Genomic DNA, 22,692 nt, shown 5'->3' on the forward strand with positions numbered 1-22,692 from the left:
TGCCGTGTGAGGTGGCCGCGGAAGTGTGCAAGGAGTTCATGCCGCGTCCCTTACATGAACAATTGGATGTTGCCGAAAGCGGCATCGCAGTTCACCAGGTCCACGCGCTTCAACCGGATGCGCAGCGCGCCGTCCTGCTCCACCAGGTGATGCGTGGCCCAGCCGGCATACAGCGTCTGCTCGTCCTGGCGCGCCTCCACGTAATGAAAGGCGGTGCGCACCACGTAGCGGCCCTGGTCGGGCGCATGCTCGGGGTGGTTGCGTTCGATGACAGGCGCCTGCAGCAGATGGTGGGAACGACTGCGCGGCTGCTGCGAGTAGGTGCGGTTGCCCTGCAGACGCTCGACGCGCACGCGCAGCAGCAACACGTCTTCGTACATCAGCGAGGCATGCAGCCGGGCGTCCTGCTGATCGTGCGCCAGCGGCATCCAGTAGTGGCCGTCCTCGGCGTACAGGGAAAGCCAATCCTCGAAGCGCTGTTCGTCCAGCATGCGCGCCTCGGCGTAGACAAAGTCGATCAGGCGTTGGTCGAGCGAGGCGTTCATGCGCGCGCCTCCATGCTGTCGGTCAGGTAGCGCGCCCACGCGCGATACTGGTTGCGCATCTGCCACTCATTGGTGCCGTTGGTCACCACGTTGCGCTGTCCGGCCTCGCCGGGCTCGTACAGCCTGGCCACGTTGACCCAGTCGCGCGCGCGCGCGGCCAGGCCCTGCTGCGCCCGCTCGTACATCTCGAGGTCGTCGTGGCCCACCACCGAAGTGGGCGCGTTGATCAGCCGGTTGTACATGAGAGTGCGTTCCAGCAGCAGGTCGGGTGCGCCCACCAGGCGGAAGGTCCAGGACTCGACCAGCGTGCGGTCCGCGGCCAGCGGCTTGAAGACGCGCAGCGTCTGGATGGGCCCCTTCACCATGATGTTGGGGAAGTACACGGTGTTGTGCCGCACCTCGCCCAGGATGGCGTGCGCCCGCTCTTCGCCGTAGGCCGACACCATGGCGTCCCAGTAGCCCGGAATGGCGGAATAGGCCGCGTGGATGGAATCGGACACGCCCGTGTGGCCGTGGCCGTTCTCCCATACGCGTATGCCCATGTTCTCGAAGAACTCGTAGGGGGAGATGAACGGCGCGAACAGCTCCACGGCCATGGGCTTGGGCGTGCCCGCGGGGGCCGATTCCCATACCTTCACCGCGGTGCCGGCCGAGGACTCGTGCGCCACCATCGGGTGGCACGTGTCGGTCTGGTTGTCGACCAGCATCTTCCAGTTGCAGCGATGCACGTAGCGGAACACGCCGCCCGCTACTTCCAGCCTGCCTTCGGGCGAGCGGTCCACCATGTTGTCCAGCGTGGTCAGCGACTCGCCGAAGAAGCCGGCGAAGTCCTGGCCTTCGGCGTTCAGGCGGCAGAACACGAAGCCGCGATAGTTCTCGACCGCGCCCACCGCCGCCATGCCGCGGCTGGCCTCGCACGACGACAGCACCTCGGGGTCGTAGCCTTTCTTCAGCGGAATGGACAGGAGGCTGCCGTCGGTCTTGAAGGTCCAGGCATGGTAGGGACAGCGGAAGAACTTGCCGGTATTGCCGCAGGCGTCGCCCGCCACCATGGTGCCCTTGTGCGGACAGCGGTTGTACAGCACGCGCACGGTCTTGTCGGTGTGGCGCACCATGACCACGGGCTGCAGCCCCACGGTGGTGGTGATGTAGTCGCCCGGATTCGGAACCTGCGACTCGTGGCCCACATAGATCCAGGTGGCCGCGAAGAGATGCTCCATTTCCAGGTCGAACAGCTCCGGGCTGGTGAACAGGTCTTTGTGCACCTCGGTCTCGCGCACCAGGGCGCGCACGGCGTCGGGGTTGTCGCGGTAAGCGGTATGGGGAGGATTGGCCATGTCTGCCTCTACAGGTCCAGCACCAGCCGGGGCGACCTGGCCCGCGAGATGCATATCTGGATGACGTTGCCGGCGGCCTTTTCGGCGTCCGACAGGTAGTAGTCGCGGTGATCGGGTTCGCCTTCGAGCACCGTCGCCTGGCACACGCCGCACTCGCCGCGCTTGCAGTCGTACAGCGGATCGCAGCCGGCTGCTTCGAGCACCTCGAGAATCGTCTTGTCGGCGGGCACCGTGAATGTCTGTCCCGACTGCCGCAGCTCCACTTCGAAGGCCTGGTCGCCGGCCTGCAGCGCCGCGGTGGTGAACAACTCGAAATGGACGTGGGCGGGCGGCCAGCCGCGCTCGGCGGCGCGCGCGATCGCCGCGTCGATCAGGCCTTTGGGCCCGCATACGTAAAGGTGCTGTTGCGGCGTGCTGGCGGCCAGCATGGCGTCCAGGTCGAAAGCCGAGCCGGGCTCGTCGTCGGCGTACAGCCGCAGCGACGGGCCCGCCAGGGCCGCCAGTTCGTCGGCGAACGCCAGCTGCGTGCGGCTGCGGCCGGTGTAGTGCAGCGTGTAGGCGCGGCCCGCGGCCGACAGCGCGGTCGCCATCGCGGCGATGGGGGTGATGCCGATGCCGCCGGCCAGCAGCACGACCGGGGGTTCGCCAGCCGGCGCTTCGTGCAGCGGGAAATCATTCTTCGGGCCTTCGGCCTGGATCTCATCGCCCACGACAAGCGCATGCATGTGGCGCGATCCGCCCTGGCTGTCATCTTCCAGGCGGATGCCCAGGCGATAGCGGGCGGGGGCGGCAAAATCGCCGGCCTGCCCCTCGGTGGCCACCAGCGAGTAGCAGCGCGGTTCGGCCAGACCGGGAATGGCGACCTTCAGGTGCGCGCCCGGACCGAAGGCTGGCAATGCGCCGCCGTCGGCCCGCTCCAGGCTTACCGAGCGGATCTGTGGAGATTCCTGGCGGATGTCGCGTACGACGAGAGTCAGCGGGGCCACGATATGTCTCGATTCCGGTGTCAGGCGGGTAGGTGTTCGGCGGCGCGGCGTTCCAGCGGCGCGCAGCTGGCGTCGGCCAGCGCCAGTTCGCGCAGCTCACGCAGGCGGGCGGCGGCGTCCGGCTGGCCGAGCAGGCGCACGGCCGCGTCCAGCAGCGTGCGGTACTTGCTTTCGCCGCGGGCATGGGTGTCGCTGTAGCCCTTGACCAGGCGCCGGCACAGCGTGACTTCCACCGCCAGCGCGTAGTCGACAGGGGCGATGCGGGCGATCAGATCGAGCCACGAACGCAGCGCCTGCGCCTCGACCTGGTGGCGCAGCAGCGAGCGGCGAAAGCGCCGCATGCCCGCCAGGCCATAGAACGCCAGGAACCCGCCCAGCGTGCCCAGCCGCATGCGCTTGCCCCGCACCAGCCGCTTCTGCACGAAGCCGCCGAAGGCGGCGGAGTGCTCCAGCCATCTGCCCAGCCGCACGGGCAGGGTGCCGCATATCTCTTCCAGCCGGGGATGCACGAACTCGGTGGTGTAGACCAGCTGATCCGGCTTCGCGCCGACCTCGGCGCGCACGCGCGCGGCGCGGCTGCCGCGGGTCTTCAGGTCGGCCACGCGGATCACGTCGTCGTAGGCCATGGCCACCGCCACGTGCTGCGCGGCGGCACGGGTCAGGGCCCAGCCCGCGGCCTCGCCGCCGTGCGCGCGGTCCAGCGCCGCCAGCTTGTCCATGTGGTCCAGGTACTCGCCGGCATAGGCGGGGTCCTGGTAGTCGATCAGGCGGCGCAGCGCCGCCACCATCATGGGCTGCGCGGCGATGGGAAAATCGCGCCGCACGCGGTCCAGCAAGGCCTGGGCCGCCGGGGATGCGGCGCGCTCCGGCACCTGGGTCAGATGGTCGGGCGCGACGATGGGAGCGGGCTGCGCCGGCGCCTGGCTGGCGGCCGCATGGCCGGCGGCGAACGCCCGAAGGCTGGCCTGCACGCCCACGCCCGCGCGTTCGATGGTGGCCTCGAAGGCCTCGCGCGCAAAGGGCAGGGCGCCGCTGCCCGCGATCGCGCCGAACAGACTGGCGCTGATCACGCTGCCGTTGCGGTCGGCAAGCTCTTGCAGGTCGAAGCACAGGAAGCGGCGCGCGCTGTCGCGGCCGGCTTGCAGTACTTTGTTCGGGTCCGCGATGCCATTGCCGGGCGCCGATTTCTCGCTGACCGCGTAGCTGCGATGCGATGAACTGATCAGGGTCGTGCGATCGGGCGTGACCAGTCCGCGCGTGATGGCGCGTCCGCCTTCCATCAGTTCGGCCGCCACCACCAGGTCCACGTCGCCCGGCGTGGGCATGAGCGCCAGCGTGGGCTGGCGGCCAGCGCGCGCCACCTCGGTCTCGGGCAGCAGCTCGAGGTAGTAGATGGTGGCGCCGGTGCGCTGCGCCACGCCGGGCACCGAGGTGGTCTGCGCCCACCATCCGTCGTGCTCGGCCAGATCGACGATCCAGTCGGCCAGCACGCCGCCGCCCTGGCCTCCCATGGCCAGGATGGCGATCTTGATGGGCTGCGCGGGCGCAAGTTCGGATCGGCTCATCGCGCGCTCACAGGGCATGGCGGTCGAGCCGGGCGGCCCGGCGGCGCTGCAGGAAACCGATCACCCCATTGCGAAGCCGAGCTACCAGCCGGTCGCCCGTCGTAGGGTTGTGCACGATGTCGGCCCGGTAGAACGAGGGGCACAGCACGGCCGCGTCGGCCACTTCCCCGCAATTGCCGCAGCCCACGCAGCTGCTGTCGACGTGCGCCACGGGATCGGGCTTGAGGGGATCGCCGCTGTCCTTCACCGACAGCGAAGGGCAACCCGAGAGCCGGATACAGGCGTGGTCGCCCGTGCAGACGTCGGGGTCGACGCCGAAGCGTTCCTTCACCACGCGCCTGCCTTCCTTCACCGCCCGGTTGAACAGCGGCTTGATGCGCCGCTGCTTGTTAAGCATGCATTCCGACTGCGCGATGATGACCTTCGGTCCGCCCTCGTCGGTGGTCAGCGCCTCTTCGAGCACGGCGCGCACGCGCGCGACGTCGTAAGTGCGGTCTATCGTGCGCACCCATTTCACGCCCACGCCGCGCACGGCGGCATCGATAGGGTTGTTCGTGGAGCGGTCCGGATTCTCGGCGCGCGACGACAGGATGTCCTGCCCGCCGGTGGCCGAGGAATAGTAGTTGTCGACGATGACGATCACGCCGTCGTACTTGTTGAATACGGCGTTGCCGATGCCCGACGCGAGGCCGTTGTGCCAGAAGCCGCCGTCGCCCATGATGGATATCGGCCGCTTGGCGGCCGGCACGTTGAATGCCGCCGCGCTCGATGCGCCCAGGCCGTAGCCCATGGTGGTGGCGCCCAGGTTGAAGGGCGGCAGTATCGAGAACAGATGGCAGCCGATGTCGCACGAAATGTGGTGCTGGCCCAGTTTCTCCTGCGCCAGGGTCAGGGCCGAGAAGATGGGACGCTCGGGACAGCCCGTACAGAAGCCCGCGGGCCGCGGAGGCACCACGCTGGCAAGCTCCGCGGCGTGACGCGTGAAGGTCAGCGGTTTCTCGACAGCGGGCGCGCGGGGGCGCGTTACCTCGGTGATCTCAAGCTGATTCTGTCCCTGCGCGTCCGCGGCGGCGGCGGCATGGGTGGCCAGGGCCTCGGCGTCGTGTTGCAGCAGGAAGCGCCGGATGCCGTCGCGCATGACCTGCGTGGTGTACTCGCCCGCCATGGGCAGCACATCCTTGCCGGACAGGTGCGTCGTAGCGCCCGCGCGGCGCAGCACGGCGTGCAGGTTCTGTTCGATATAGTCGGGCTGTCCTTCCTCGATCAGCAGCACCGCGCGCTTGCCGCGGCAGAAGTCCAGCACCTCGTCCTCGATCACGGGGTACGTGACATTCATCACGTACAGCGGGATGCGGCTGTTGCCGAAATGGTCGGCCAGCCCCTGCAGCTGCAGCGCGCGGATCACGCCGTTGTACAGGCCCCCCTGCAGGATCAGCCCGGCGTCGTGCCGCTCGCCGTCGAATTGCTCATTGAGCTTGCGCTCCTTGATGAACGAGATGGCCGCGGGCCAGCGTTCCTTGATCTTCTCCTGCTCGTGCAGGAACGAGGCGGGCGGCAGCACGATGCGGGAGGTGTCGCGCTGCGGCGCCTCGAGCGCCTGGGTCAGGGTGTAGGCCGGCCGCTTGTTGTCCTTGGCGATGAAGCGACCGTGCACGTGGCAGCCGCGGATGCGCAGCTGCAGCATCACCGGGGTCTTGCTGGCTTCGGACAGGGCGAAGCCGTCCTCGACGGCCTGCACCATGCTCTCGAGATTGGGCCGGGGATCGAGCAGCCAGATCTGTGACTTCATCGCGAAGGCATGCGAGCGCTCCTGCATGATGGACGAGCCCTCGCCGTAGTCTTCGCCCACGATCACCAGTGCGCCGCCAGTGACGCCGCCCGAGGCCAGGTTGGCCAGCGCGTCCGACGCAACGTTGGTGCCCACCGTGGACTTCCAGGTGACGGCGCCGCGTATGGGATACATGACGGAGGCGGCCAGCGTGGCCGCCGCGGTGGCTTCCGACGCGCTGGCTTCGAAGTGCACGCCCAGTTCCTGCAGGATGTCGTTGGCGTCCGCCAGCACGTCCATCAGATGCGAGATGGGGGAACCCTGGTAGCCGGCGACATAGCCGACCCCGGACTGCAGCAGCGCCTTGGTGACGGCAAGAATGCCCTCGCCGCGGAACTCTTCGCCCGCGCCGATGCGCAACTGCTGGACTTCGTTCTTGAACGACCTTTCCGCCATCGAGAAACCCCTTGATCGCAAGCCTGCCGGCCTGTCGTGGGATGTTGCGCGGCAACACGCACATCCCGTTTTTGTCAGCTCGCGAAAGTACTTTAGAAGTCGACTTTTTAGATGTCAACAAAAAATATGAATTTTCATTGATTCAAAAAAATATCACGCTAAAACAAGGATGTATATACTCGTTCTCCTGTGCATTCCCGCGGTCCGCATGCCTGGGTTTGGTGCGATATCGCTTGGTTGTCAGGGCTAACCCTATGCTGCGCGACAGCAATGCGGCGTGCTTTGGTGCATGCCGCTACATGGCGGCACCGGGCCGGTGCGCGGGCCGTCGGCCACACGGCGGGATGACCGCGTCATGGCGCTTCCAGGCCGACGTATGATCGGCACAACGCATGAAGGACCCATGAAGAAGAACCCCGTCATTGCCGCCGCGTCCGCGGCCGGCCCGCCAGAGCCCTCGACGCGTTTCGTCGACAACTATCTGGCCTATCTGCTTGCGCAGGCCAGCCATCGCATCTCGGCCGAGTTCCATCGCCAGGCCAAGGCGGCGGGACTGTCCGTTACCGAGTGGAGGGTGCTGGCCAGCCTGGAAGGCAGCCCGGGCGAGACCATCGGGTCGCTGGCCGCGCTGGCGTTGACCAAGCAGCCGACGTTGAGCAAGGTGGTGCAGCGATTGGAGGCGGAGGGCCTGCTTGCGCGCACCGGCGTGCGCAGCGACCGGCGTCAGACGCGCGTGCGCATTACGTCGAAGGGTCACTCACTGGTGGGACGACTGTGCGAGGACGCGCTGGCGCACCAGGAAGCGGTGCTGCGGCCGTTCGGCCACGAGCGCGCGGCGCAACTGATGGAGATGCTGCGCGCGCTGATGGGCACGCCTTACGAGCCTGCCGACGACGAGCAGGCGTGATCACGCCTCCTGAAGCGGCTAGGCATGCGGCGGCCGTCTCGATATGACTAAGTAGTAGGTGCAGGGCTCGCGTGACGCGTTCTCGAACGCGTGCTCCACGTCCGCCTCGAAGAACAGGGTGTCGCCGTCCGCCAGTTCCAGGCGTCCGCTCGGCAGCACGACCGTGACCCGGCCTTCCAATGCGATCACGTGCTTGTCCACGCCGGATGGCATGGCGGGGAGCATGCCGGTGGTGACGCCGGCGGGCAGGTAGTGTTGCAGAATCTCCACCACCGCGCCGGCCATCGAAGGCGAGAGCAGATGGCGTTCGAAACCCGTTTCGCCATCGCGAAAGACCAGGCGCTGCGTGCGGCGCACGAGCGCCGTCGCCTGCCGCTTGTCGTTGCCGCCCATCAGGTCGCTGAGCGTAGCGCCCAGGGCCGAAGCGATGCGCTTGGCCACGCCGATGGTCGGGCTCTTCTCGCCCCGTTCCACCTTCGAAAGCATCGCCCTGCTGACGCCCGATCGGTCGGACAACGCCTCGAGCGTCAGCCGGGCCTGCTCGCGCAGCGCCCGCACCCGCGCGCCGAATTCCATGGCCAGGGCATCGGCGGGTTCGTCGGCTTCCGGGGAAGGTGAGCGGGGCGAAGGCATGGGGTTCTCGATGCGAGCGGGTGGATCAGCCGAAATACTACTCGACACAACCGGACGCGCTTGAAGGGTTGCGACGGGTCTCGCGTGATGCTATTTGTTCTTCTATAGAAGAATATCGTCTTCCAGGTCCGGGACTCTTGCCACGGCTTTGGCAGGGGCGAAGACAGACGCCCAAGAGTTTTTCTTTGGAGAGCACGCATGCCTTATTCCGACACACGTCCTTGCCGTCGTCGCCGAGAGCTGCTGAAACTGGCCGCCTGCTCGGCCACCGCCTCGTTCTTGCCAAATCGCGCCGTCCGGGCGCAGGAGTCCGCCATGAAGAAAACCGCCGCCGGCGCCAACTTCGTCCGTTATGCCCTGGGTGACTTGACCATCGTGGCCTTGCGCGACGGTTACGTGGACATGCCGCCCAGCCGACTGCGGCAGCGCGGCGATCGTCCTTTCGAAAAGCTGCCGCCGCAGGTCGCATTGGTGGACGGCAAGCTGCGCTTGTCGGTCAACGCCTTCCTCATTCTCGACGGGCAGCGCCGCATTCTGGTGGATGCCGGCGCGGGCAATGCGTGGGATCCCACCATGGGTCTGCTGCCGCGCGCACTGGAGGAAGCGGGCGTGGACGTGGCCAGCATCGATACCTTCGCCTTGACGCATACGCATCTGGACCACGTGGCCGGCCTGGTCGCCGACGATGGTTCCGATCTGCTTCCCAATCTTCAGCATCTATGGGTACCCGAGCAGGAAGTGCCGCATTTCAAGGGCAGCGCGCGCCTGGCCAACCTGCACTCGCGCGTGCAGGGCTTCGCGGACGGTCACGCGGTCAGCGACAACGTGGTGTCCGTTCACGCTCCGGGCCACGAAGTTGGGCATAGCGGCTTCATGGTAAGCAGCACGGCGGGCAAGTTGCTGATCTGGGGCGACATCGTGCACGTGCCTTCGATTCAGTTCGATCATCCCGCACTGACATGGGAATTCGACGGCAACCAGGACCAGGCGCGCGAGACCCGCATGCGCATGCTGGCGTTGGCCGCCGCGCCGGACACCTATGTCGCAGGCGCGCACCTGGACTTTCCGGGCGTAGGCAAAGTGATGAAGTCGGGAGGTTCGTACCGCTATCTGTCGTTCGACGCATTGTGACCGGTGGGTCGCGCAACCCTTGTTTATAGGGTTTTCCGCGTATGCTCGCGCGAATCGGCGCTCTCCATGCCGTCGATTCGCGCGAGCTTTTTTCTGGCGGAAAGCGGCGAATGCCCATAGAATCAAAAACGCATACGAAGTCCGCGATTTTTCGAAATCCCGGCATTCCGCTCGTGAAAAAAAGGCACCTTTCGATTTTGACCGCCCGGGGGCTTGCGCGACCGGTACAAGAAGCCGGATAGCCTCGACACCGGGTCCTGGTGTTCACGCTGCGCTCTGATGGATTTGGCGGTGGCGTGCGCCGTTGCAGTAAGGCTGCTGGCCGGACTGGAACCCCATGTCGCTGCTGGATCGATCGAATCGGCTGCTGATGACAGGTGTGTTGTGCCTCAGCGGTTGCGTGAAGCTCGGCCCCGACTTCGCCCCACAGCGCGAAGCGTGGGTCGACGATTGGACTTCGGCCCCGCTGCAACAGGCAAGCCTGCGGCAGTCGCAACCCGATGTCCGGCAATGGTGGGCGGTCTTCGAAGATCCCGTCCTCGAACATCTCATTGCCCAGGCCGATGCCTACAACGCGGGGGTGCGCATCGCCGGCCTGCAGATCCTCGAGGCCCGCGCGCAGCTGGGCATCGCCCAAAGCGGGCGCTACCCCCAGAGTCGTATCGTCAGCGCGGATGCGCTGTATCAGCACCGATCGTCGCATTCGTCCGAAGGCAATCTGCGGCCCAGCAGTTTCTGGCAGTTCAGCGCGGGTTTCGATGTCGGCTGGGAGCTGGACTTCTGGGGGCGTTTCAGCCGAGCCATCGAGTCGGCCGACGCCGCGTATTTCGCCGCGCAGGCCAATCGGCAGGACGTGCTGGTGCTGCTGCACGCGCAGGTGGCCGAAAGCTACTTCGCGTTGCGCACGACCGAAGCGCGGCTGCGCATCGCGCGCGACAACGCCGTCATCCAGCGGCGCAGCTTCGAGATCACGACGCGCCTGTTCCAGAGCGGCGAATCCGATGAGCTTGACCTGCAGCAGGCGCGGACGCAGTACCTGGCCACGCTGGGCACGCTTCCGCAGCTCGAAGGCCAGATCACCCGCCTGCGCAATGCGCTGGCTGTGCTGATCGGACGTCCGCCCAACCCGATGCCGGACCTGCCCGACATGACGGAGAAGGCCGCGCTCATCCCGCTGATCGACCGCGCGATCCTGCAGGACGTGCCAGCCGAGCTGCTGTCGCGCCGCCCCGACGTGCGCGCCGCCGAACTTCGCATCGCTGCGCAGTCGGCACTGGTCGGCGTGGCCGAAGCGAACCTCTATCCCTCGCTGGCCGTGCTGGGGAGCATCGTGTGGTCGGCCACGTCGCTCGCGGGCACGTCGAGCACCGTTGCATTGCTGGGCGGCCCCGCGCTGAGCTGGAATGTGTTCGATCAGGGGCGGTTCCACAACGAGGTGCGCGTCCAGGACGCGCGGCTGCAGCAGCTGATCGTGTCCTACCAGGATGCGGTGCGCCAGGCCGCGCGCGAAGCCGACGATGCGGCCAGCGGGCTGGTGAAGGCCGTGGAGCGGGATGGCATCCTGCACGACGCCGCAATGGCGGCCAAGCGGTCGCTCTCGCTGGCGAATTCGCTATACCGCGAGGGCTATACCGACTTCCAGCGCGTACTGGATGCGCAGCGCGCGCTGGCCTCGCAGCAGGACATCTATGTCGTCAATCGCGGCACGGCGGTGAGCGAGTTGATCGCCCTGTACAAGGCGCTGGGGGGCGGTTGGCACAGCGCCGAACCTGTCATCGACGAGGCTACCCGCGACCAGATGCAGCAGCGCACCGATTGGGGCGACCTGTTGTCCGAGGAGGCCCCCCGGACTTCGGTCGCCATCCCTATCGGAAAAAAGGAGCGATCCGATGAGTGATGCACGATCCTCCTCGGCCGCCGCGTCGGCACCGTCTGGCGCCGCGCCCGCCTCGACCGGCGCCGCGCCGGCCGCGGCACAAGCTGCGGACTCCACGAAGCCCGCAATCAGATGGGTCTTCGTGGCGATCGTGCTGAGCCTGGCCTGGTATCTGTTTGCCGACCGCCTCACGCCCTACACGCAGCAGGCGCGGGTGCAGGCCTACGTCGTTCCCGTGGCGCCCGAGGTTTCCGGCCGCGTGACGCAAGTCAACGTGAGGAATAACCAGGACGTGCAGGCTGGCGCGGTGCTGTTCGCCGTAGACCCGGAGCAGTATCGGATCGCCGTGGACCGCGCGCGCGCGGACCTAGAGGCGACGCGCCGGCAGATCGGCGCCGGCACGGCGGGAATCGATTCCGCTCAGGCGTCGCTGCGGGCAGCGCAAGCCAACGAGATCAGGGCTCGCCAGGACAGCAACAGGCTCGAGCGCCTGTATCGCGAGGATCCGGGCACGATTTCGCTGCGCCGGCTGGAGGTCGCACGGGCGAGCCTGGCGACGGCGGTCAGCCAGGTGGCGGCGGCCCGCGCCGAAGTGCAACGCGCCCGCGAGCAGGAGGGCGGCAGCGACGAGGACAACGCCAAGCTGCGCAGCGCGGCCGCGGCATTGGAAAAGGCCGAGCTCGACCTGTCCAACACGCAGGTACGCGCGCGCTCGGCCGGGCTGATCACCGACCTGCGCACCGACACCGGCCAGTTCGCCGCGGCCGGCAACCCTGTCATGACTCTCATCGCGATCCATGACGTCTGGATCAGCGCGGAGATGACCGAGAACAACCTGGGCCACGTCGAGCCCGGCACGCCAGTGGAGATCATCCTCGATGCGCTGCCGGGCCGGGTGTTCGAGGGCAGGGTGCGCAGCGTGGGGTATGGCGTCGAGGTGAAGCCGGGCAATGCGCCGGGCACGCTGCCTACCGTCCCGAACAGCCGTGACTGGCTGCGGCCCGCACAGCGCTTTCCCGTCATCGTGGAAATCAATCCCGGCGAGCTGCTCAGCTTGCGCGGCGTGCGCGTGGGCGGCCAGGCGGAAGTCATGGCTTACCCCAGTCCCGGCAATCCGCTCAATCTGTTGGGCCGCGTGTACATGCGTTTCATGAGCTGGCTTTCCTATGCCTACTGAACCCGCCCATGACTGCGACTCCCGATCCCCGCTGCAGGCGAGTGCTGCGCCTGGCGGTCGGCACGGCGCTGTGCCTGGCCATCAGCTTCGGCCTGGCCCTGCCCATTCCCATGGTCGCGCCGGTACTGGGGGTGGTGTTGCTGGCGTCGATGAACAGTCCCCTGTCATTGAAAGCCGCCGTGGGACTGGTGCTGGTGGTCATGTTGACCACGGCCAGCGGCCTGTTGCTCAGTCCGCTGCTGCGCTACTACCCATTGAGCGGTGTGCTGCTGATCGGCGTGTGCCTGTTCGCGGCGTTTCGCTACGGCCTGCGCGGCGGCAACAGTCTGGTATCGCTTTTTCTTGTCGTCGGCCTGACCATGATTTCGGCGGCGGGCACCGTCGACTTCGCGTTGGCCGCGCTGGCGGTCGAGGCCCTGGCGAAGGGCCTCCTGGTGGCGGTCGCCGCGCTGGGGTTCTGCCATCTGCTGTTTCCCGAGCCGGCGGCCGCACCGCCGCCTCCCAAGCCGCCGATTCCGCCTGTGCGCGAGGCCGACCGTATCGCGTTGCGCGCCGCGCTGGTGGTGCTTCCCGCGTTCCTGCTGGCGTTGACCGATCCTCTGGGCTACATGCCCATCATCCTGAAGTCGGTCAGTCTGGGCCGCCAGAGCTGTGTCACTGCCGCGCATGGCGCGGCCCGCGAACTGCTTGGTTCCACCCTGCTGGGCGGGGTGCTGGCGATTCTCTTCTGGTGCCTGCTGAGCCTGTTCGTGAGCCTGTGGATGTTCTTCCTGTGGATGCTGCTGTTCGGCCTGGTCGCCGGTCGCAGGCTGTATCGGCTGAGCCCCACGTCGCACCCGCCCAGCTTCTGGCTGAACGCCCTGGTGACGCTCGTCATCCTGCTGGGCCAGTCCGTGCAGGACAGCCTGGCCGGCAAGGACGTCCATACAGCCTTTGCGGTGCGCATGGGGCTGTTCATCGCCGTCTCGCTCTATGCATGCCTGATGCTGCAATGGCTCGAACCGCAGAGCAGGCCCTCGCGCACGGCCGGGCGGTCACGCCGAAATCCCTTCAAACGACCGACGAGGAGTTAGCCATGGAAACCACAGATACCACGACATTGCAGTCATCTCCATCGCGAGGTTGGCGCTTCAAGTGCGGCATCGGTCTCTTCATTCTTGCCTTCGCGCTATGGTTCCTGATTCCGATAGGCGCCGCGCTCGGCATTCCGGGATCGCGCATCGCGGCGCTGACCGGCACCATCTTCGTTGCCAACAAGATCCTGCTGATCACCTGCATCGCCGTCATGGGCAAGGAGGGATTCCAGCAGCTCAAGGGCATCGCCCTGGGCCATGCCAAGCGCCTCGCGCCCGCGCGGACCGTCGGTCCGACCCGCCACACCATCGGCCTGATCATGTTCTTCGTGCCGATCCTCACGTCGCTGCTCGAACCCTACATCGACCAGATGTGGCCCGGCCTCAGGCCGAACAAATGGCAGCTCCAGGTGCTGGGCGACGTCATGCTCCTCGCAAGCTTCTTTGTCCTTGGGGGCGACTTCTGGAGCAAGCTCAGGGCGCTGTTCATACGCACGGCGTGAGCGCCGCTCCGGCGCGAGCCGTCGTCGACCCGTGCTGACCGGCGTTCCTGGCTGAAAGTGAACCCTTGTGGGAGTCCGATGTGAAAATGCGTGTGGTAGACGCCGTCGTGGCAAGCCTGTCAGTCCTTCCGAAGCGGCGCGCGCGAGAGCCGGAGTTCCCGCAACGGGCGTATCCGCGTGACTCGGGCGCGGCGCAGCTGTTGCAGCTGATGCCGGTTGCCCTCGTCGTGGCCGACCGCCATGATCGGATTCTGCTGGCCAATGGGGCGGCGGCAACATTGTTCGGCTATGCCGACGACGAACTGGTCGGCATGCACGCGGACAAGCTGTTCCCGGACCTGGACAGGCAAGCCGCCGACGCACGGAGTGTGTCGGGCCCGGGAAAGGTGCTGGCGCTTACCAGTCCGAGAGACAGGCCGGCGCGTCGCAAGGATGGCCGGGAGTTTCCTGTCGAACTTGCCGTGATTCCGCTTCCTGGGGACGGCGCAATCGAGACGCTGATGGTCATCACCGACCGCACGGAGCATTATGCGCTGCGTCGCAGCCGGGAGCAGCTTGCGCACCTCACGCGCATTTCCATGCTGGGCGATCTGTCGGGCTCGCTGGCGCACGAGTTGAACCAGCCGCTGACGGCGATCCTGAGCAATACGCAGGCGGCCCAGCGCTTCCTGGCCGAAGAGCCGGTGGACCTGGCGGAATTGCGCGAAATCATGGACGACCTGGTGAACGACAATCATCGTGCCACTGCGGTCCTGCGCAAGATACGCGTGCTGGCCAGACGCAGCGAATTCCAGCCCAAGGCCCTCCACCTGGCCCAGGTGGTGGGCGACGCGACGCTGCTGGTCCGCAGCGAGGCCATCACGCGCCGGATAAGGGTTCAGTGGGACACGGCCGCCGACTTGCCCGCGGTATATGGGGACCACGTGCAGCTGCAGCAAGTGATGCTGAACGTGCTGCTCAACGCCTTCGAGGCGATGGACGCATGTCCCGCGGAAGACCGCGTGGTGGAGATCGACGCGCAGGCCGACGGGTCGGAGATGATCCGCGTCGCCGTGCGCGACCGTGGGCGCGGCTTGCCCAGGGACACCACCGAGATGATGTTCATGCCGTACTTCACCTCGAAGCCGGACGGGCTGGGCCTCGGGCTGTCGATCAGCCGCTCCATCGTGGAGATGCACGGAGGCCGCATCTGGGCCGAGAACAATGCGGGACCGGGCGCGACGTTCTACTTCACCCTGCCAGCGGCGCAAGCGGCGTCGCTCGCTCCATCCAGGCCAGAGCCATGAGAGACGATATTCCCGTTGTCTTCGTCGTCGATGACGACGATGCTGCCCGCCGTGCCTTGACCCGCGTGATCTGCTCTGCCGGCTATCGCGTCCAGGGCTACGACTCGGCCATCGAGTTCCTCGAACTGCGGCCCTCCCTGGGTTCTCCGTCGTGTCTGGTGCTGGATGTGCATTTGCCCGGCATGGACGGCCTGGATCTACAGAGAAGGCTGATTGCGGCGAACGTGTCATTGCCGATCATCTTCATCACGGGGCATGGCGACATCCCATCGGTCGTTCGCGCCATGAAGGCCGGTGCGGCCGATTTCCTCGGCAAGCCTGTGGACGCCCACGATTTGCTGCTCGCGGTGGACACTGCGTTGCGCAACGCCGCGCAGGCGCTTGCCTTCGATACGGAGGCCAACCGGACCCGGCATCTGGCGGCCCGCCTGACGGGCCGCGAGCGTGAGGTGCTGGGGTTGCTGGTGCGAGGCCGACTGAACAAGCAGGCGGCGTACGAACTGGGCATCGCCGAGAAGACGGTCAAGGTTCATCGCGCCCGCGTGATGGAGAAGATGGAGGCTCGTTCGCTGGTCGAGCTGGCGCGGGCCGTCGACAAGGCCGGAATCACGCTCTGACCGCATCCGCGGCGGTACGCCGGCGCGCGGGAAGGGTTCGCCCGCGATCGTTCCGCATTGGACCATAGTCCCATATCGAAACGCCGGGCGTTGCCCTAGCCTCGGTTCAGCGTCGAACGATGTGTCGGGCCCCGGATTACGCCAGCGAGACATGCGTCATGAACCAGTGGATGCCGTATGTCGCGGTCGTGGATGACGATGATTCGGTGGGGCGCGCCATCAAGCGGCTGCTGCGTGCCAATGGGCTGGCGGCGCAGACCTTCGCCACCGGCAAGGAGTTTCTCAGGATGTTCGATTCGACACCGTCTCACCGCCCGGCGTGCATCGTGCTCGACGTACAGCTGCCGGATCTGAACGGGCTGGAAGTGCAGCAGCGCCTGGCGGGGAGCAGAGCTCAGGTGATATTCATCACCGCCCACGAGGGGGAAGATATAAGCGAACGGGCCATGGAGGCGGGTGCCGTCGCCTATTTTCGAAAGCCGTTCGACGATGTGGCCTTTATCGAGGCGGTTCGCGCGGCCATCGCTCCGGCCGGCCGATGAGGCCGGATGGAGCAACGATGAATCCCGGGCCGCTTCGGGTTGATCCGGCCTCAGTTCCCGACGACATCTTGAGAGCACATATCATGATCAACTTCCTGCGCAATCTCTTCGCCGTTCCGCTGCTCCTGCTTGCAGTGGGCTGTTCGTCCGGACCGAGCGTCGCCACAGGCGGCGATCCCGAACTGGATGCGAAAGCGCGAGAAGCGCTGAGGCATCTGTTCGACACCACGCCTGCCGCTCACACTGTCCGTTCCCAGGCAAAGGCAGTGCTGGTGTTTCCCAGCGTCGTAAAAGCCGGCTTCATCTTCGGCGCCGAGGATGGCAGAGGCGTCATGTTCGATCGCAACGGCAAGGTGACGGGCTACTACGGCGTGCGCGGCGTGTCGTATGGCCTGCAGGCGGGCGCGCAGGCCTATTCCCAGGCGCTGTTCCTCATGACGGACACTGCCATCACCGAGCTTACCAGCGCCGGCGGACTCTCCGTCGGCGTGGGGCCGAGCATCGTGGTGGTGGATGCCGGCGTGGCCAAGTCCCTGACGACGACGACATTGAAGTCGGACGTGTATGCGTTCATCTTCGGCCAGGAAGGCCTGATGGCCGGGCTTGGACTGCAGGGGCAGAGAATCCGCAAACTGGGTGATGACTGAGCCGGCAACGGCTTCGCGGCGCGATCGGCGGACAGCGGGACGAGGACATCATGGGCCGGGGATGCCTAATTGCCTGCCACGAGTGCGACCTGCTGCTGCGCGAGGTGGCGCTGCCGCCCGGCGGCACGGCCCGCTGCCCGCGCTGCGGGGCGCATCTGTACCGGGATCGGCCCGACAGCCTGAATCGCGCCCTGGCCTTTGCGCTGGCTGCGCTGGTGCTGTTCGCGACCGCGAACGCATTTCCGATCGTGGGGTTGAACGTGAACGGCGAGATCGTCCAGGCCACGCTGTTAAGGTCGGTGCAGATTCTCTACCGGGACGGCATGTGGAGCCTGGCGGGCCTGGTGCTCGTGACCACCATTGTGATGCCGCTGCTAGAGATGCTCGCCACCTTGTATCTGCTGGTGCCGTTGCGGCTGCGCAGGCTGCCGCCTCGACCGGAAGTCGCCTTCCGCGGACTGCATCTGGCGCGGACCTGGGGGATGACCGAGGTTCTCATCCTCGGGATTCTCGTCGCGCTGGTGAAGCTGACGCATCTGGCCATCGTGATTCCCGGCATGGCGCTGTGGACCTTCGGCGCCACGATGGTGCTGCTGGCCGCCACGGCGGCCGCCTTCGATCAGGCAGAAGTGTGGTCGCACATCGCGGCCAGGCGTACGGAGAAGTCCACGGAGCCGCGGATATCGGGCGCGATGCCCACGGCCGCGCGCGCGGGCCTCATGGTGTGTCACGAATGCGGCCTGCTGCAGAAGGCGGCAGCCCACGATCCGGATGCGCGCTGTCCGCGCTGCGCGGCGCGGGTGCACGTGCGCACGCCCGGCAGTATTCCGCGCACCTGGGCATTCCTGGTTGCGGCGCTGGTGCTGTACGTTCCGGCCAATGTCCTGCCCGTGATGGACACGAGTTCGCTGTTCGGGGCGCAGAGCGACACCATCATGAGCGGCGTCGTATACCTGTGGACCTCCGGTTCATGGCTGCTGGCGGTCGTGGTCTTCATCGCCAGCATCGCGGTGCCGATGCTGAAGATACTGGCGCTGGCATACCTCGTCGTGGCGGCGCAGCGGCATTCGCGCTCGCTGCTTCTCGAGCGGGCGCGCATCTATCGCCTGGTGGAGTTCGTGGGCCGCTGGTCGATGCTGGACATCTATGTCATCACCGTCCTGGTCGCGCTGGTGCAATTCAGCGCGCTGGCGACGATCAAGGCCGGCCCCGCGGCCATCGCGTTCGGCGCCGTGGTGGTGCTGACCATCATCGCCGCACGGTCATTCGATCCCCGCTTGACCTGGGATGGCACGGAGAAACGCCATGGCTGAGCCCGCCGACCCTCGCGATGGATCCGACGCGCAGCCGCTGCCCGAGGCGGTCGCGGTGCCGCGCTCGCGGTGGCGCATGCAGGCCGTGTGGCTCGTGCCCCTGGTCGCGGTGCTGATCGGCGGCTGGCTGGTGGTGAAGGCGGTGCTGGAGAAAGGGCCCACGATCACGATCAGCTTTGCCAGCGGGGAAGGGCTGGAGGCGGGCAAGACCAAGGTCAAGTTCAAGAACGTGGACATCGGGGTCATCAACACGGTCGACCTTTCGCCGGACTACAAAAGCGTGGTCGCGACCGCCGAGCTGGCCAAGAGCGCGTCGAATCTGCTGGTCAAGGACACGCGCTTCTGGGTGGTCAGCCCGCGTATCACCGGGGGCACCGTCACGGGGCTCGGTACGCTGCTTTCCGGTTCGTACATCGGCATGGACCGGGGGTCCCAGACGGAGAAGCGGCGCGACTTCGTGGGCCTGGACACTCCGCCGGTGTTCGCCAGCGACGTGCCGGGCCGAGAATTCATCCTGAAGAGCGAGACCATGGGCTCGCTCGACGTGGGCGCGCCGGTATTCTTCCGCCGGCTGCAGGTGGGACAGGTGACGGCGTACGACCTGGACCCGGGCGGGCAGGCGGTCACCGTGCGCGTGTTCATCAATGCCCCCTATGACCAATACGTCACCCCGGACACCCGCTTCTGGCAGGCCAGCGGCATCGACGTGTCGCTCGATTCGAGCGGACTCAGCATCGATACCGAATCCATCTTGTCGATCCTGATCGGCGGCGTGGCGTTCCAGACTCCCCCGGACGCGGTGGCTCGGACGATGGCCGACGCGGGCACGGAGTTCGCGCTCTTCGACAGCCGGGCCGAGGCGATGAAGCACGTCGACCGCATCGCGGACACCTATGTGTTCGTCTTCAACGAGTCGGTGCGGGGCCTGACGGTCGGTGCACCGGTCGATTTCCGCGGCATCGTGATCGGCGAAGTGACCGCCATCCACACGCGCTACGACCCTGGCAGGATGGCTTTCACCATACCCGTAGAGGTGCGCATCTATCCCGAGCGATTCACGTCGCGCTTCGATTCCGGGGCCCGGGGCGGCAGGCTGAGCCAGGACCCGCGCGGACTGAGCCGGACCCTGGTCGCGAACGGCCTCCGTGCCCAGCTCAAGATGGGCAACCTGCTGACCGGCCAGCTGTATGTCGCGATGGATTTCTTTCCCGACGCGCCCAAGGTCGAGGTGGACTGGAACAGGAATCCGCCCGAGCTGCCGACCGTGCCGGGCGGACTCGAGTCCCTGCAGGAATCGCTGACCGGCCTGGCGGAGAAACTGAACAAGGTGCCTTTCGAAGGCATCGGCAACGATCTGCGCCAGACGCTGCAGGAGGCGGCCGCCGTGATGACCGTGCTGCGCAGGAGCGTGGCGCCCGAGGCCCGCGCCGCGCTGCTGGCCGCCCGAAGCGCGATGGAATCGGCGAACAAGACATTGCAGCCCGCGGCAGGGCTCGCGCAGAGCGCGAACGACGCGATGCGCGAAGTGGCCAGGACGGCGGCGGCGTTCCGCGCTCTGGCGGATTATCTCGAGCGCCATCCCGAGGCGCTGTTGCGCGGCAAGGTGGATTACAAGCGATGACGAACGCCCTCCCATGGATTGCTGCGCTTGCCCTGCTGGCAAGCGCCTGTGCATCGTCGCCTCAGGCGACCTTCTATACCCTGGCCGCGCGCCAACCGCAGGAGCGCCCGCAGGCGGCCGGATCCGTCAGGATCTCGATCGATTCGGTAAGCGTGCCCGACCTGGTGGACCGGCCGCAGATCGTGACGAGAGTCGACGCCACGCAGGTCAACATCGAGGAGTTCGCGCGGTGGGCCGACCCCCTAGAAGCGCAGATCACGCGGGTGCTTGCGGCGGACCTGGCGCAATCGGTGCCCGGTGCGCTGGCCTCGGGTAACCTGGCATGGGAAGCGGCGGACGAGACCTATCACGTGTCCGTGGACATACTCAGCTTCGAGTCCGCGCCCGGCAGCATGGCTTCCATCGCGGCCCTCTGGACAGTGCGCGCATTGAAGTCGGGCGAACCCGTGAGCGGCAGGTCCATGGTTCACGAGCCGACCGACGGACAGGGGTACGACGCTCTCGTGCAGGCTCACAGCCGCGCGCTGGCGACGGTGAGTTCGGACATCGCGCGCGCGATCGAGACGATGCGGGTGTCCGGAGGGAAACGGCCGGTCCAGGCCAGGCCCGTGGAAGGCAGGCGTTAGCCTATGCCGGACGCATGGCCGGGCGAGCGTGCTGCGGATCATCGGACGTGTGCGGCTGCCTGTCCAGGCGTTGCCGCCAGGCTGCCATCCGACGACGGTGCTAAGCCTTTTGCACACTCGCCCGGCGCCCCGATCTGTGCTTACATCCGACAAAACGGCCGCCGCGCAGGCTGGCGTGGCCGTCGACAGTTGCCACTGCAGCGCACGGGCATGCCGGCGTCGAGGCACGAAAGCCAGGCGCGGCATCCGTCGTAGGGAGGACACCATGGCGCTGACCGATGCACGGGGCAATCCCGTGTCGACCCGGAACCAGGATGCGCTCGGCTCGTATGAGCGCGCGATATCCCTGTTCCACGGCTATTACGGCGATCCGGTCGGCGTCATCGACCAGGCGCTCGCCGAAGACCCTACCTTCGTCATGGGGCACCTGCTGCGCGCCGGCATGCTGATTACTGCCAGCGATCAGTGCGTCGAAGCCATGCTGCGCCAAAGCGTCGAGGCCGCGGAAGGCCTGGCCGGTATCGCGAACGACCGCGAACGGCAGCACACTGCCGCGGCGCGCGCATGGCTGGATGGCGATTTCTCGGGCGCGCTGCGGCGATACGCCGACATCCTGGCCGAGTACCCGCACGACGTCCTGGCGCTGCAGGTGGGCCACATCGGCGATTTCCTGCTGGGGCGCTCGTCCATGTTGCGCGACCGCGTGGCCGGCGTCCTGCCGGTCTGGAGCAGCGACATGCCGGATTTCGGCTACGTGCTGGGCATGTACGCCTTCGGGCTGGAGGAGACCAATCTGTATGCGCAGGCGGAAGCGCACGGCCGGCGCGCGCTGGACCTGAACCGGCGCGACCCCTGGGCCATGCATGCGGTCGCCCATGTGATGGAGATGCAGGGGCGCGTCGAAGAAGGCATCGCGCTGCTGAATGGCCGGCGCGAGGACTGGGAATCGGACAACATGCTGGCGGTGCACAACTGGTGGCACCTGGCCTTGTTCCGTCTCGACCAGGACGAGACCGCCGAGGTCCTGGACCTCTACGACCACAGCCTGCGCGAGACGTCCACCGGGCAGGTGCTGGACCTGATCGATGCCTCTGCCATGCTGTGGCGGCTGATGTTGCGGGGCGTGGACGTGGGACACCGCTGGCATGAGTTGGCGCAGGTGTGGCAGGCGCGCGGCGGCATGGGCTACTACGCCTTCAACGACGTGCATGCCTTGATGGCTTATCTGGGAGCGGGCGACGGCGCCGCCGCGCAGGAGTTGACCGGGGCCATGGAGGCCGCTGCGCGGGGGCGCAGTACCAACGCGATGATGACGCGCGACGTGGGCCTGCCGGTGGCGCATGCCCTGACCGCCTTCATGAGCGAAGACTACGCCCGCACCGTGGACCTGCTGCGCGACGTTCGCCTGGTGGCGCATCGATTCGGCGGCAGCCACGCGCAGCGCGACGTGCTGGCGCTGACCCTGGTGGAGGCGGCATTGCGCGATGGCGCGCGCGGCTTGGCCAAGGTGCTGACGGCGGAGCGCATGGCGCTGAAGCCCGCCAGCAACGGCAACCGCCGATTGGCCGCGCGAGCCGCCGCGCTGTAGCGGCGCGCCGGCGTAATAGGCGGCCTCGCGGCGCGGCCTCGCGCGCGCCGCAGTAGTCTCTATACTGCCTGTCTTCATACGAAAGACGGCAGTCAACCCATGTCTCGACAATCCTTGCGCGTGTGCGCGTCCAGCGACCTGGTCAATGGCGGCCTGGGCGTGAAGTTGCCGGTTACCGACGGCAACGGACGCACGACGGTGTTCTTCGTGCGCTACCAGGACCGCGTCTACGGCTACCTGAACCGATGCACCCACGTCGGGGTGGAGATGGACTGGGAGAGCCAGTTCTTCACTCGCGCCGGCGATCTCATCATGTGTTCGCGCCACGGCGCGACCTACCATCCCGACACGGGCGTGTGCGCGGGCGGCGCGTGCCGGAACAGCCGCCTGACCGCGCTTCAGGTGGAAGAGCGCGACGGCCCGGATGGCGGTTCGGTGTACTGGCTGCCCGAGGGCCGCATCCAGCCGCTGGCCGACGGCTGATCCGCTCGCGCG

The 22,692-nt window shown here is 66.9% G+C and carries 22 protein-coding genes; 16 read left to right on the forward strand and 6 right to left on the reverse strand.

The features are described 5' to 3' along the window. Positions 1-50 precede the first annotated feature (50 nt). From CAL15_RS05005 to CAL15_RS05025, 5 genes are read right to left on the reverse strand one after another with little or no spacing between them, the layout of a single operon-like run. Complete coding sequence (locus tag CAL15_RS05005; protein WP_086077569.1) at positions 51-545, reverse strand: aromatic-ring-hydroxylating dioxygenase subunit beta; 495 nt, start codon at positions 543-545, stop codon at positions 51-53. Continuing rightward, complete coding sequence (locus tag CAL15_RS05010) at positions 542-1,882, reverse strand: aromatic ring-hydroxylating dioxygenase subunit alpha (RefSeq protein ID WP_086077570.1); 1,341 nt, start codon at positions 1,880-1,882, stop codon at positions 542-544. Before CAL15_RS05010 ends, CAL15_RS05005 begins: the two co-directional genes overlap by 4 nt. Positions 1,883-1,890: 8 nt before the next feature. Continuing rightward, positions 1,891-2,868: a PDR/VanB family oxidoreductase gene (locus CAL15_RS05015; RefSeq protein ID WP_086077571.1), complete on the reverse strand. Its 978-nt coding sequence runs from the start codon at positions 2,866-2,868 to the stop codon at positions 1,891-1,893. 20 nt (positions 2,869-2,888) lie between these two features. Further along, a complete protein-coding gene (locus CAL15_RS05020) occupies positions 2,889-4,433 on the reverse strand; it encodes an indolepyruvate oxidoreductase subunit beta family protein (RefSeq protein WP_086077572.1) in 1,545 nt (514 codons plus the stop codon). Between the two features lie 7 nt (positions 4,434-4,440). After that, a complete protein-coding gene (locus CAL15_RS05025; protein WP_086077573.1) occupies positions 4,441-6,657 on the reverse strand; it encodes an indolepyruvate ferredoxin oxidoreductase subunit alpha in 2,217 nt (738 codons plus the stop codon). Between the two features lie 11 nt (positions 6,658-6,668). On the opposite strand from CAL15_RS05025, the gene CAL15_RS24345 reads away from it, so the two are divergent. Continuing rightward, positions 6,669-7,037, forward strand: coding sequence for a hypothetical protein (locus tag CAL15_RS24345; RefSeq protein WP_157666599.1), 369 nt, complete (start codon positions 6,669-6,671; stop codon positions 7,035-7,037). A 23-nt stretch (positions 7,038-7,060) separates the two neighbouring features. Then, positions 7,061-7,564 carry a MarR family winged helix-turn-helix transcriptional regulator gene (locus CAL15_RS05030; protein ID WP_086077574.1) on the forward strand — a complete coding sequence of 168 codons (504 nt, stop codon included), beginning with the start codon at positions 7,061-7,063 and terminating at the stop codon, positions 7,562-7,564. Positions 7,565-7,582: 18 nt separating this feature from the next. On the opposite strand, the gene CAL15_RS05035 is transcribed toward CAL15_RS05030, so the two are convergent. Beyond that, on the reverse strand, positions 7,583-8,197 hold the full coding sequence (locus CAL15_RS05035; RefSeq protein ID WP_086077575.1) for a helix-turn-helix domain-containing protein: 615 nt from the start codon (positions 8,195-8,197) through the stop codon (positions 7,583-7,585). A gap of 315 nt (positions 8,198-8,512) precedes the next feature. Between CAL15_RS05035 and CAL15_RS05040 the strand changes: the two genes are divergently transcribed. From CAL15_RS05040 to CAL15_RS05105, 14 genes are all read left to right on the forward strand, one after another. Then, a complete protein-coding gene (locus CAL15_RS05040; RefSeq protein ID WP_086077576.1) occupies positions 8,513-9,328 on the forward strand; it encodes an MBL fold metallo-hydrolase in 816 nt (271 codons plus the stop codon). 337 nt (positions 9,329-9,665) lie between these two features. Then, entirely contained in the window at positions 9,666-11,225 is a 1,560-nt protein-coding gene (locus CAL15_RS05045) for an efflux transporter outer membrane subunit (RefSeq protein ID WP_086077577.1), read from the forward strand. After that, positions 11,218-12,381: an HlyD family secretion protein gene (locus CAL15_RS05050; RefSeq protein WP_086077578.1), complete on the forward strand. Its 1,164-nt coding sequence runs from the start codon at positions 11,218-11,220 to the stop codon at positions 12,379-12,381. The genes CAL15_RS05045 and CAL15_RS05050 overlap by 8 nt, the downstream gene beginning before the upstream one ends. An 8-nt stretch (positions 12,382-12,389) precedes the next feature. Then, positions 12,390-13,454, forward strand: a complete 1,065-nt coding sequence (locus tag CAL15_RS05055; RefSeq protein WP_086077579.1) for a DUF2955 domain-containing protein — start codon at positions 12,390-12,392, stop codon at positions 13,452-13,454. 2 nt (positions 13,455-13,456) lie between these two features. Next, positions 13,457-13,957 carry a transporter suffix domain-containing protein gene (locus CAL15_RS05060; protein ID WP_086077580.1) on the forward strand — a complete coding sequence of 167 codons (501 nt, stop codon included), beginning with the start codon at positions 13,457-13,459 and terminating at the stop codon, positions 13,955-13,957. A gap of 86 nt (positions 13,958-14,043) precedes the next feature. Further along, positions 14,044-15,243 (forward strand): two-component system sensor histidine kinase NtrB, encoded by a 1,200-nt coding sequence (locus tag CAL15_RS05065; RefSeq protein WP_086077581.1) that lies wholly within the window; start codon positions 14,044-14,046, stop codon positions 15,241-15,243. Then, positions 15,240-15,860 (forward strand): response regulator transcription factor, encoded by a 621-nt coding sequence (locus CAL15_RS05070; RefSeq protein WP_086077582.1) that lies wholly within the window; start codon positions 15,240-15,242, stop codon positions 15,858-15,860. The genes CAL15_RS05065 and CAL15_RS05070 overlap by 4 nt, the downstream gene beginning before the upstream one ends. A 158-nt stretch (positions 15,861-16,018) precedes the next feature. Next, entirely contained in the window at positions 16,019-16,402 is a 384-nt protein-coding gene (locus CAL15_RS05075; protein ID WP_086077583.1) for a response regulator transcription factor, read from the forward strand. Between the two features lie 83 nt (positions 16,403-16,485). After that, complete coding sequence (locus CAL15_RS05080; RefSeq protein ID WP_086077584.1) at positions 16,486-17,049, forward strand: YSC84-related protein; 564 nt, start codon at positions 16,486-16,488, stop codon at positions 17,047-17,049. 50 nt (positions 17,050-17,099) lie between these two features. Beyond that, positions 17,100-18,362, forward strand: a complete 1,263-nt coding sequence (locus tag CAL15_RS05085) for a paraquat-inducible protein A (RefSeq protein ID WP_086077585.1) — start codon at positions 17,100-17,102, stop codon at positions 18,360-18,362. Beyond that, positions 18,355-19,983: a PqiB family protein gene (locus CAL15_RS05090; RefSeq protein ID WP_086077586.1), complete on the forward strand. Its 1,629-nt coding sequence runs from the start codon at positions 18,355-18,357 to the stop codon at positions 19,981-19,983. The genes CAL15_RS05085 and CAL15_RS05090 overlap by 8 nt, the downstream gene beginning before the upstream one ends. Continuing rightward, positions 19,980-20,609, forward strand: a complete 630-nt coding sequence (locus CAL15_RS05095; protein WP_086077587.1) for a PqiC family protein — start codon at positions 19,980-19,982, stop codon at positions 20,607-20,609. The genes CAL15_RS05090 and CAL15_RS05095 overlap by 4 nt, the downstream gene beginning before the upstream one ends. 265 nt (positions 20,610-20,874) lie before the next feature. Further along, positions 20,875-22,197, forward strand: coding sequence for a tetratricopeptide repeat protein (locus CAL15_RS05100; protein WP_086077588.1), 1,323 nt, complete (start codon positions 20,875-20,877; stop codon positions 22,195-22,197). A 99-nt stretch (positions 22,198-22,296) separates the two neighbouring features. Then, entirely contained in the window at positions 22,297-22,680 is a 384-nt protein-coding gene (locus tag CAL15_RS05105; RefSeq protein WP_086077589.1) for a Rieske (2Fe-2S) protein, read from the forward strand. The last annotated feature ends 12 nt before the right edge of the window (positions 22,681-22,692 follow it).

Source organism: Bordetella genomosp. 13 (genome assembly GCF_002119665.1).
GTDB lineage: Bacteria > Pseudomonadota > Gammaproteobacteria > Burkholderiales > Burkholderiaceae_B > Bordetella.

What these genes read in the sequence shown, in the direction of transcription:
- CAL15_RS05005 (WP_086077569.1), bottom strand. Translation starts at nt 545, where the DNA reads ATGAACGCCTCGCTCGACCAACGCCTGATCGACTTTGTCTACGCCGAG.
- CAL15_RS05010 (WP_086077570.1), bottom strand. Translation starts at nt 1,882, where the DNA reads ATGGCCAATCCTCCCCATACCGCTTACCGCGACAACCCCGACGCCGTG.
- CAL15_RS05020 (WP_086077572.1), bottom strand. Translation starts at nt 4,433, where the DNA reads ATGAGCCGATCCGAACTTGCGCCCGCGCAGCCCATCAAGATCGCCATC.
- CAL15_RS05025 (WP_086077573.1), bottom strand. Translation starts at nt 6,657, where the DNA reads ATGGCGGAAAGGTCGTTCAAGAACGAAGTCCAGCAGTTGCGCATCGGC.
- CAL15_RS05030 (WP_086077574.1), top strand. Translation starts at nt 7,061, where the DNA reads ATGAAGAAGAACCCCGTCATTGCCGCCGCGTCCGCGGCCGGCCCGCCA.
- CAL15_RS05035 (WP_086077575.1), bottom strand. Translation starts at nt 8,197, where the DNA reads ATGCCTTCGCCCCGCTCACCTTCCCCGGAAGCCGACGAACCCGCCGAT.
- CAL15_RS05040 (WP_086077576.1), top strand. Translation starts at nt 8,513, where the DNA reads ATGAAGAAAACCGCCGCCGGCGCCAACTTCGTCCGTTATGCCCTGGGT.
- CAL15_RS05045 (WP_086077577.1), top strand. Translation starts at nt 9,666, where the DNA reads ATGTCGCTGCTGGATCGATCGAATCGGCTGCTGATGACAGGTGTGTTG.
- CAL15_RS05050 (WP_086077578.1), top strand. Translation starts at nt 11,218, where the DNA reads ATGAGTGATGCACGATCCTCCTCGGCCGCCGCGTCGGCACCGTCTGGC.
- CAL15_RS05055 (WP_086077579.1), top strand. Translation starts at nt 12,390, where the DNA reads ATGACTGCGACTCCCGATCCCCGCTGCAGGCGAGTGCTGCGCCTGGCG.
- CAL15_RS05060 (WP_086077580.1), top strand. Translation starts at nt 13,457, where the DNA reads ATGGAAACCACAGATACCACGACATTGCAGTCATCTCCATCGCGAGGT.
- CAL15_RS05065 (WP_086077581.1), top strand. Translation starts at nt 14,044, where the DNA reads ATGCGTGTGGTAGACGCCGTCGTGGCAAGCCTGTCAGTCCTTCCGAAG.
- CAL15_RS05070 (WP_086077582.1), top strand. Translation starts at nt 15,240, where the DNA reads ATGAGAGACGATATTCCCGTTGTCTTCGTCGTCGATGACGACGATGCT.
- CAL15_RS05075 (WP_086077583.1), top strand. Translation starts at nt 16,019, where the DNA reads ATGAACCAGTGGATGCCGTATGTCGCGGTCGTGGATGACGATGATTCG.
- CAL15_RS05080 (WP_086077584.1), top strand. Translation starts at nt 16,486, where the DNA reads ATGATCAACTTCCTGCGCAATCTCTTCGCCGTTCCGCTGCTCCTGCTT.
- CAL15_RS05085 (WP_086077585.1), top strand. Translation starts at nt 17,100, where the DNA reads ATGGGCCGGGGATGCCTAATTGCCTGCCACGAGTGCGACCTGCTGCTG.
- CAL15_RS05090 (WP_086077586.1), top strand. Translation starts at nt 18,355, where the DNA reads ATGGCTGAGCCCGCCGACCCTCGCGATGGATCCGACGCGCAGCCGCTG.
- CAL15_RS05095 (WP_086077587.1), top strand. Translation starts at nt 19,980, where the DNA reads ATGACGAACGCCCTCCCATGGATTGCTGCGCTTGCCCTGCTGGCAAGC.
- CAL15_RS05100 (WP_086077588.1), top strand. Translation starts at nt 20,875, where the DNA reads ATGGCGCTGACCGATGCACGGGGCAATCCCGTGTCGACCCGGAACCAG.
- CAL15_RS05105 (WP_086077589.1), top strand. Translation starts at nt 22,297, where the DNA reads ATGTCTCGACAATCCTTGCGCGTGTGCGCGTCCAGCGACCTGGTCAAT.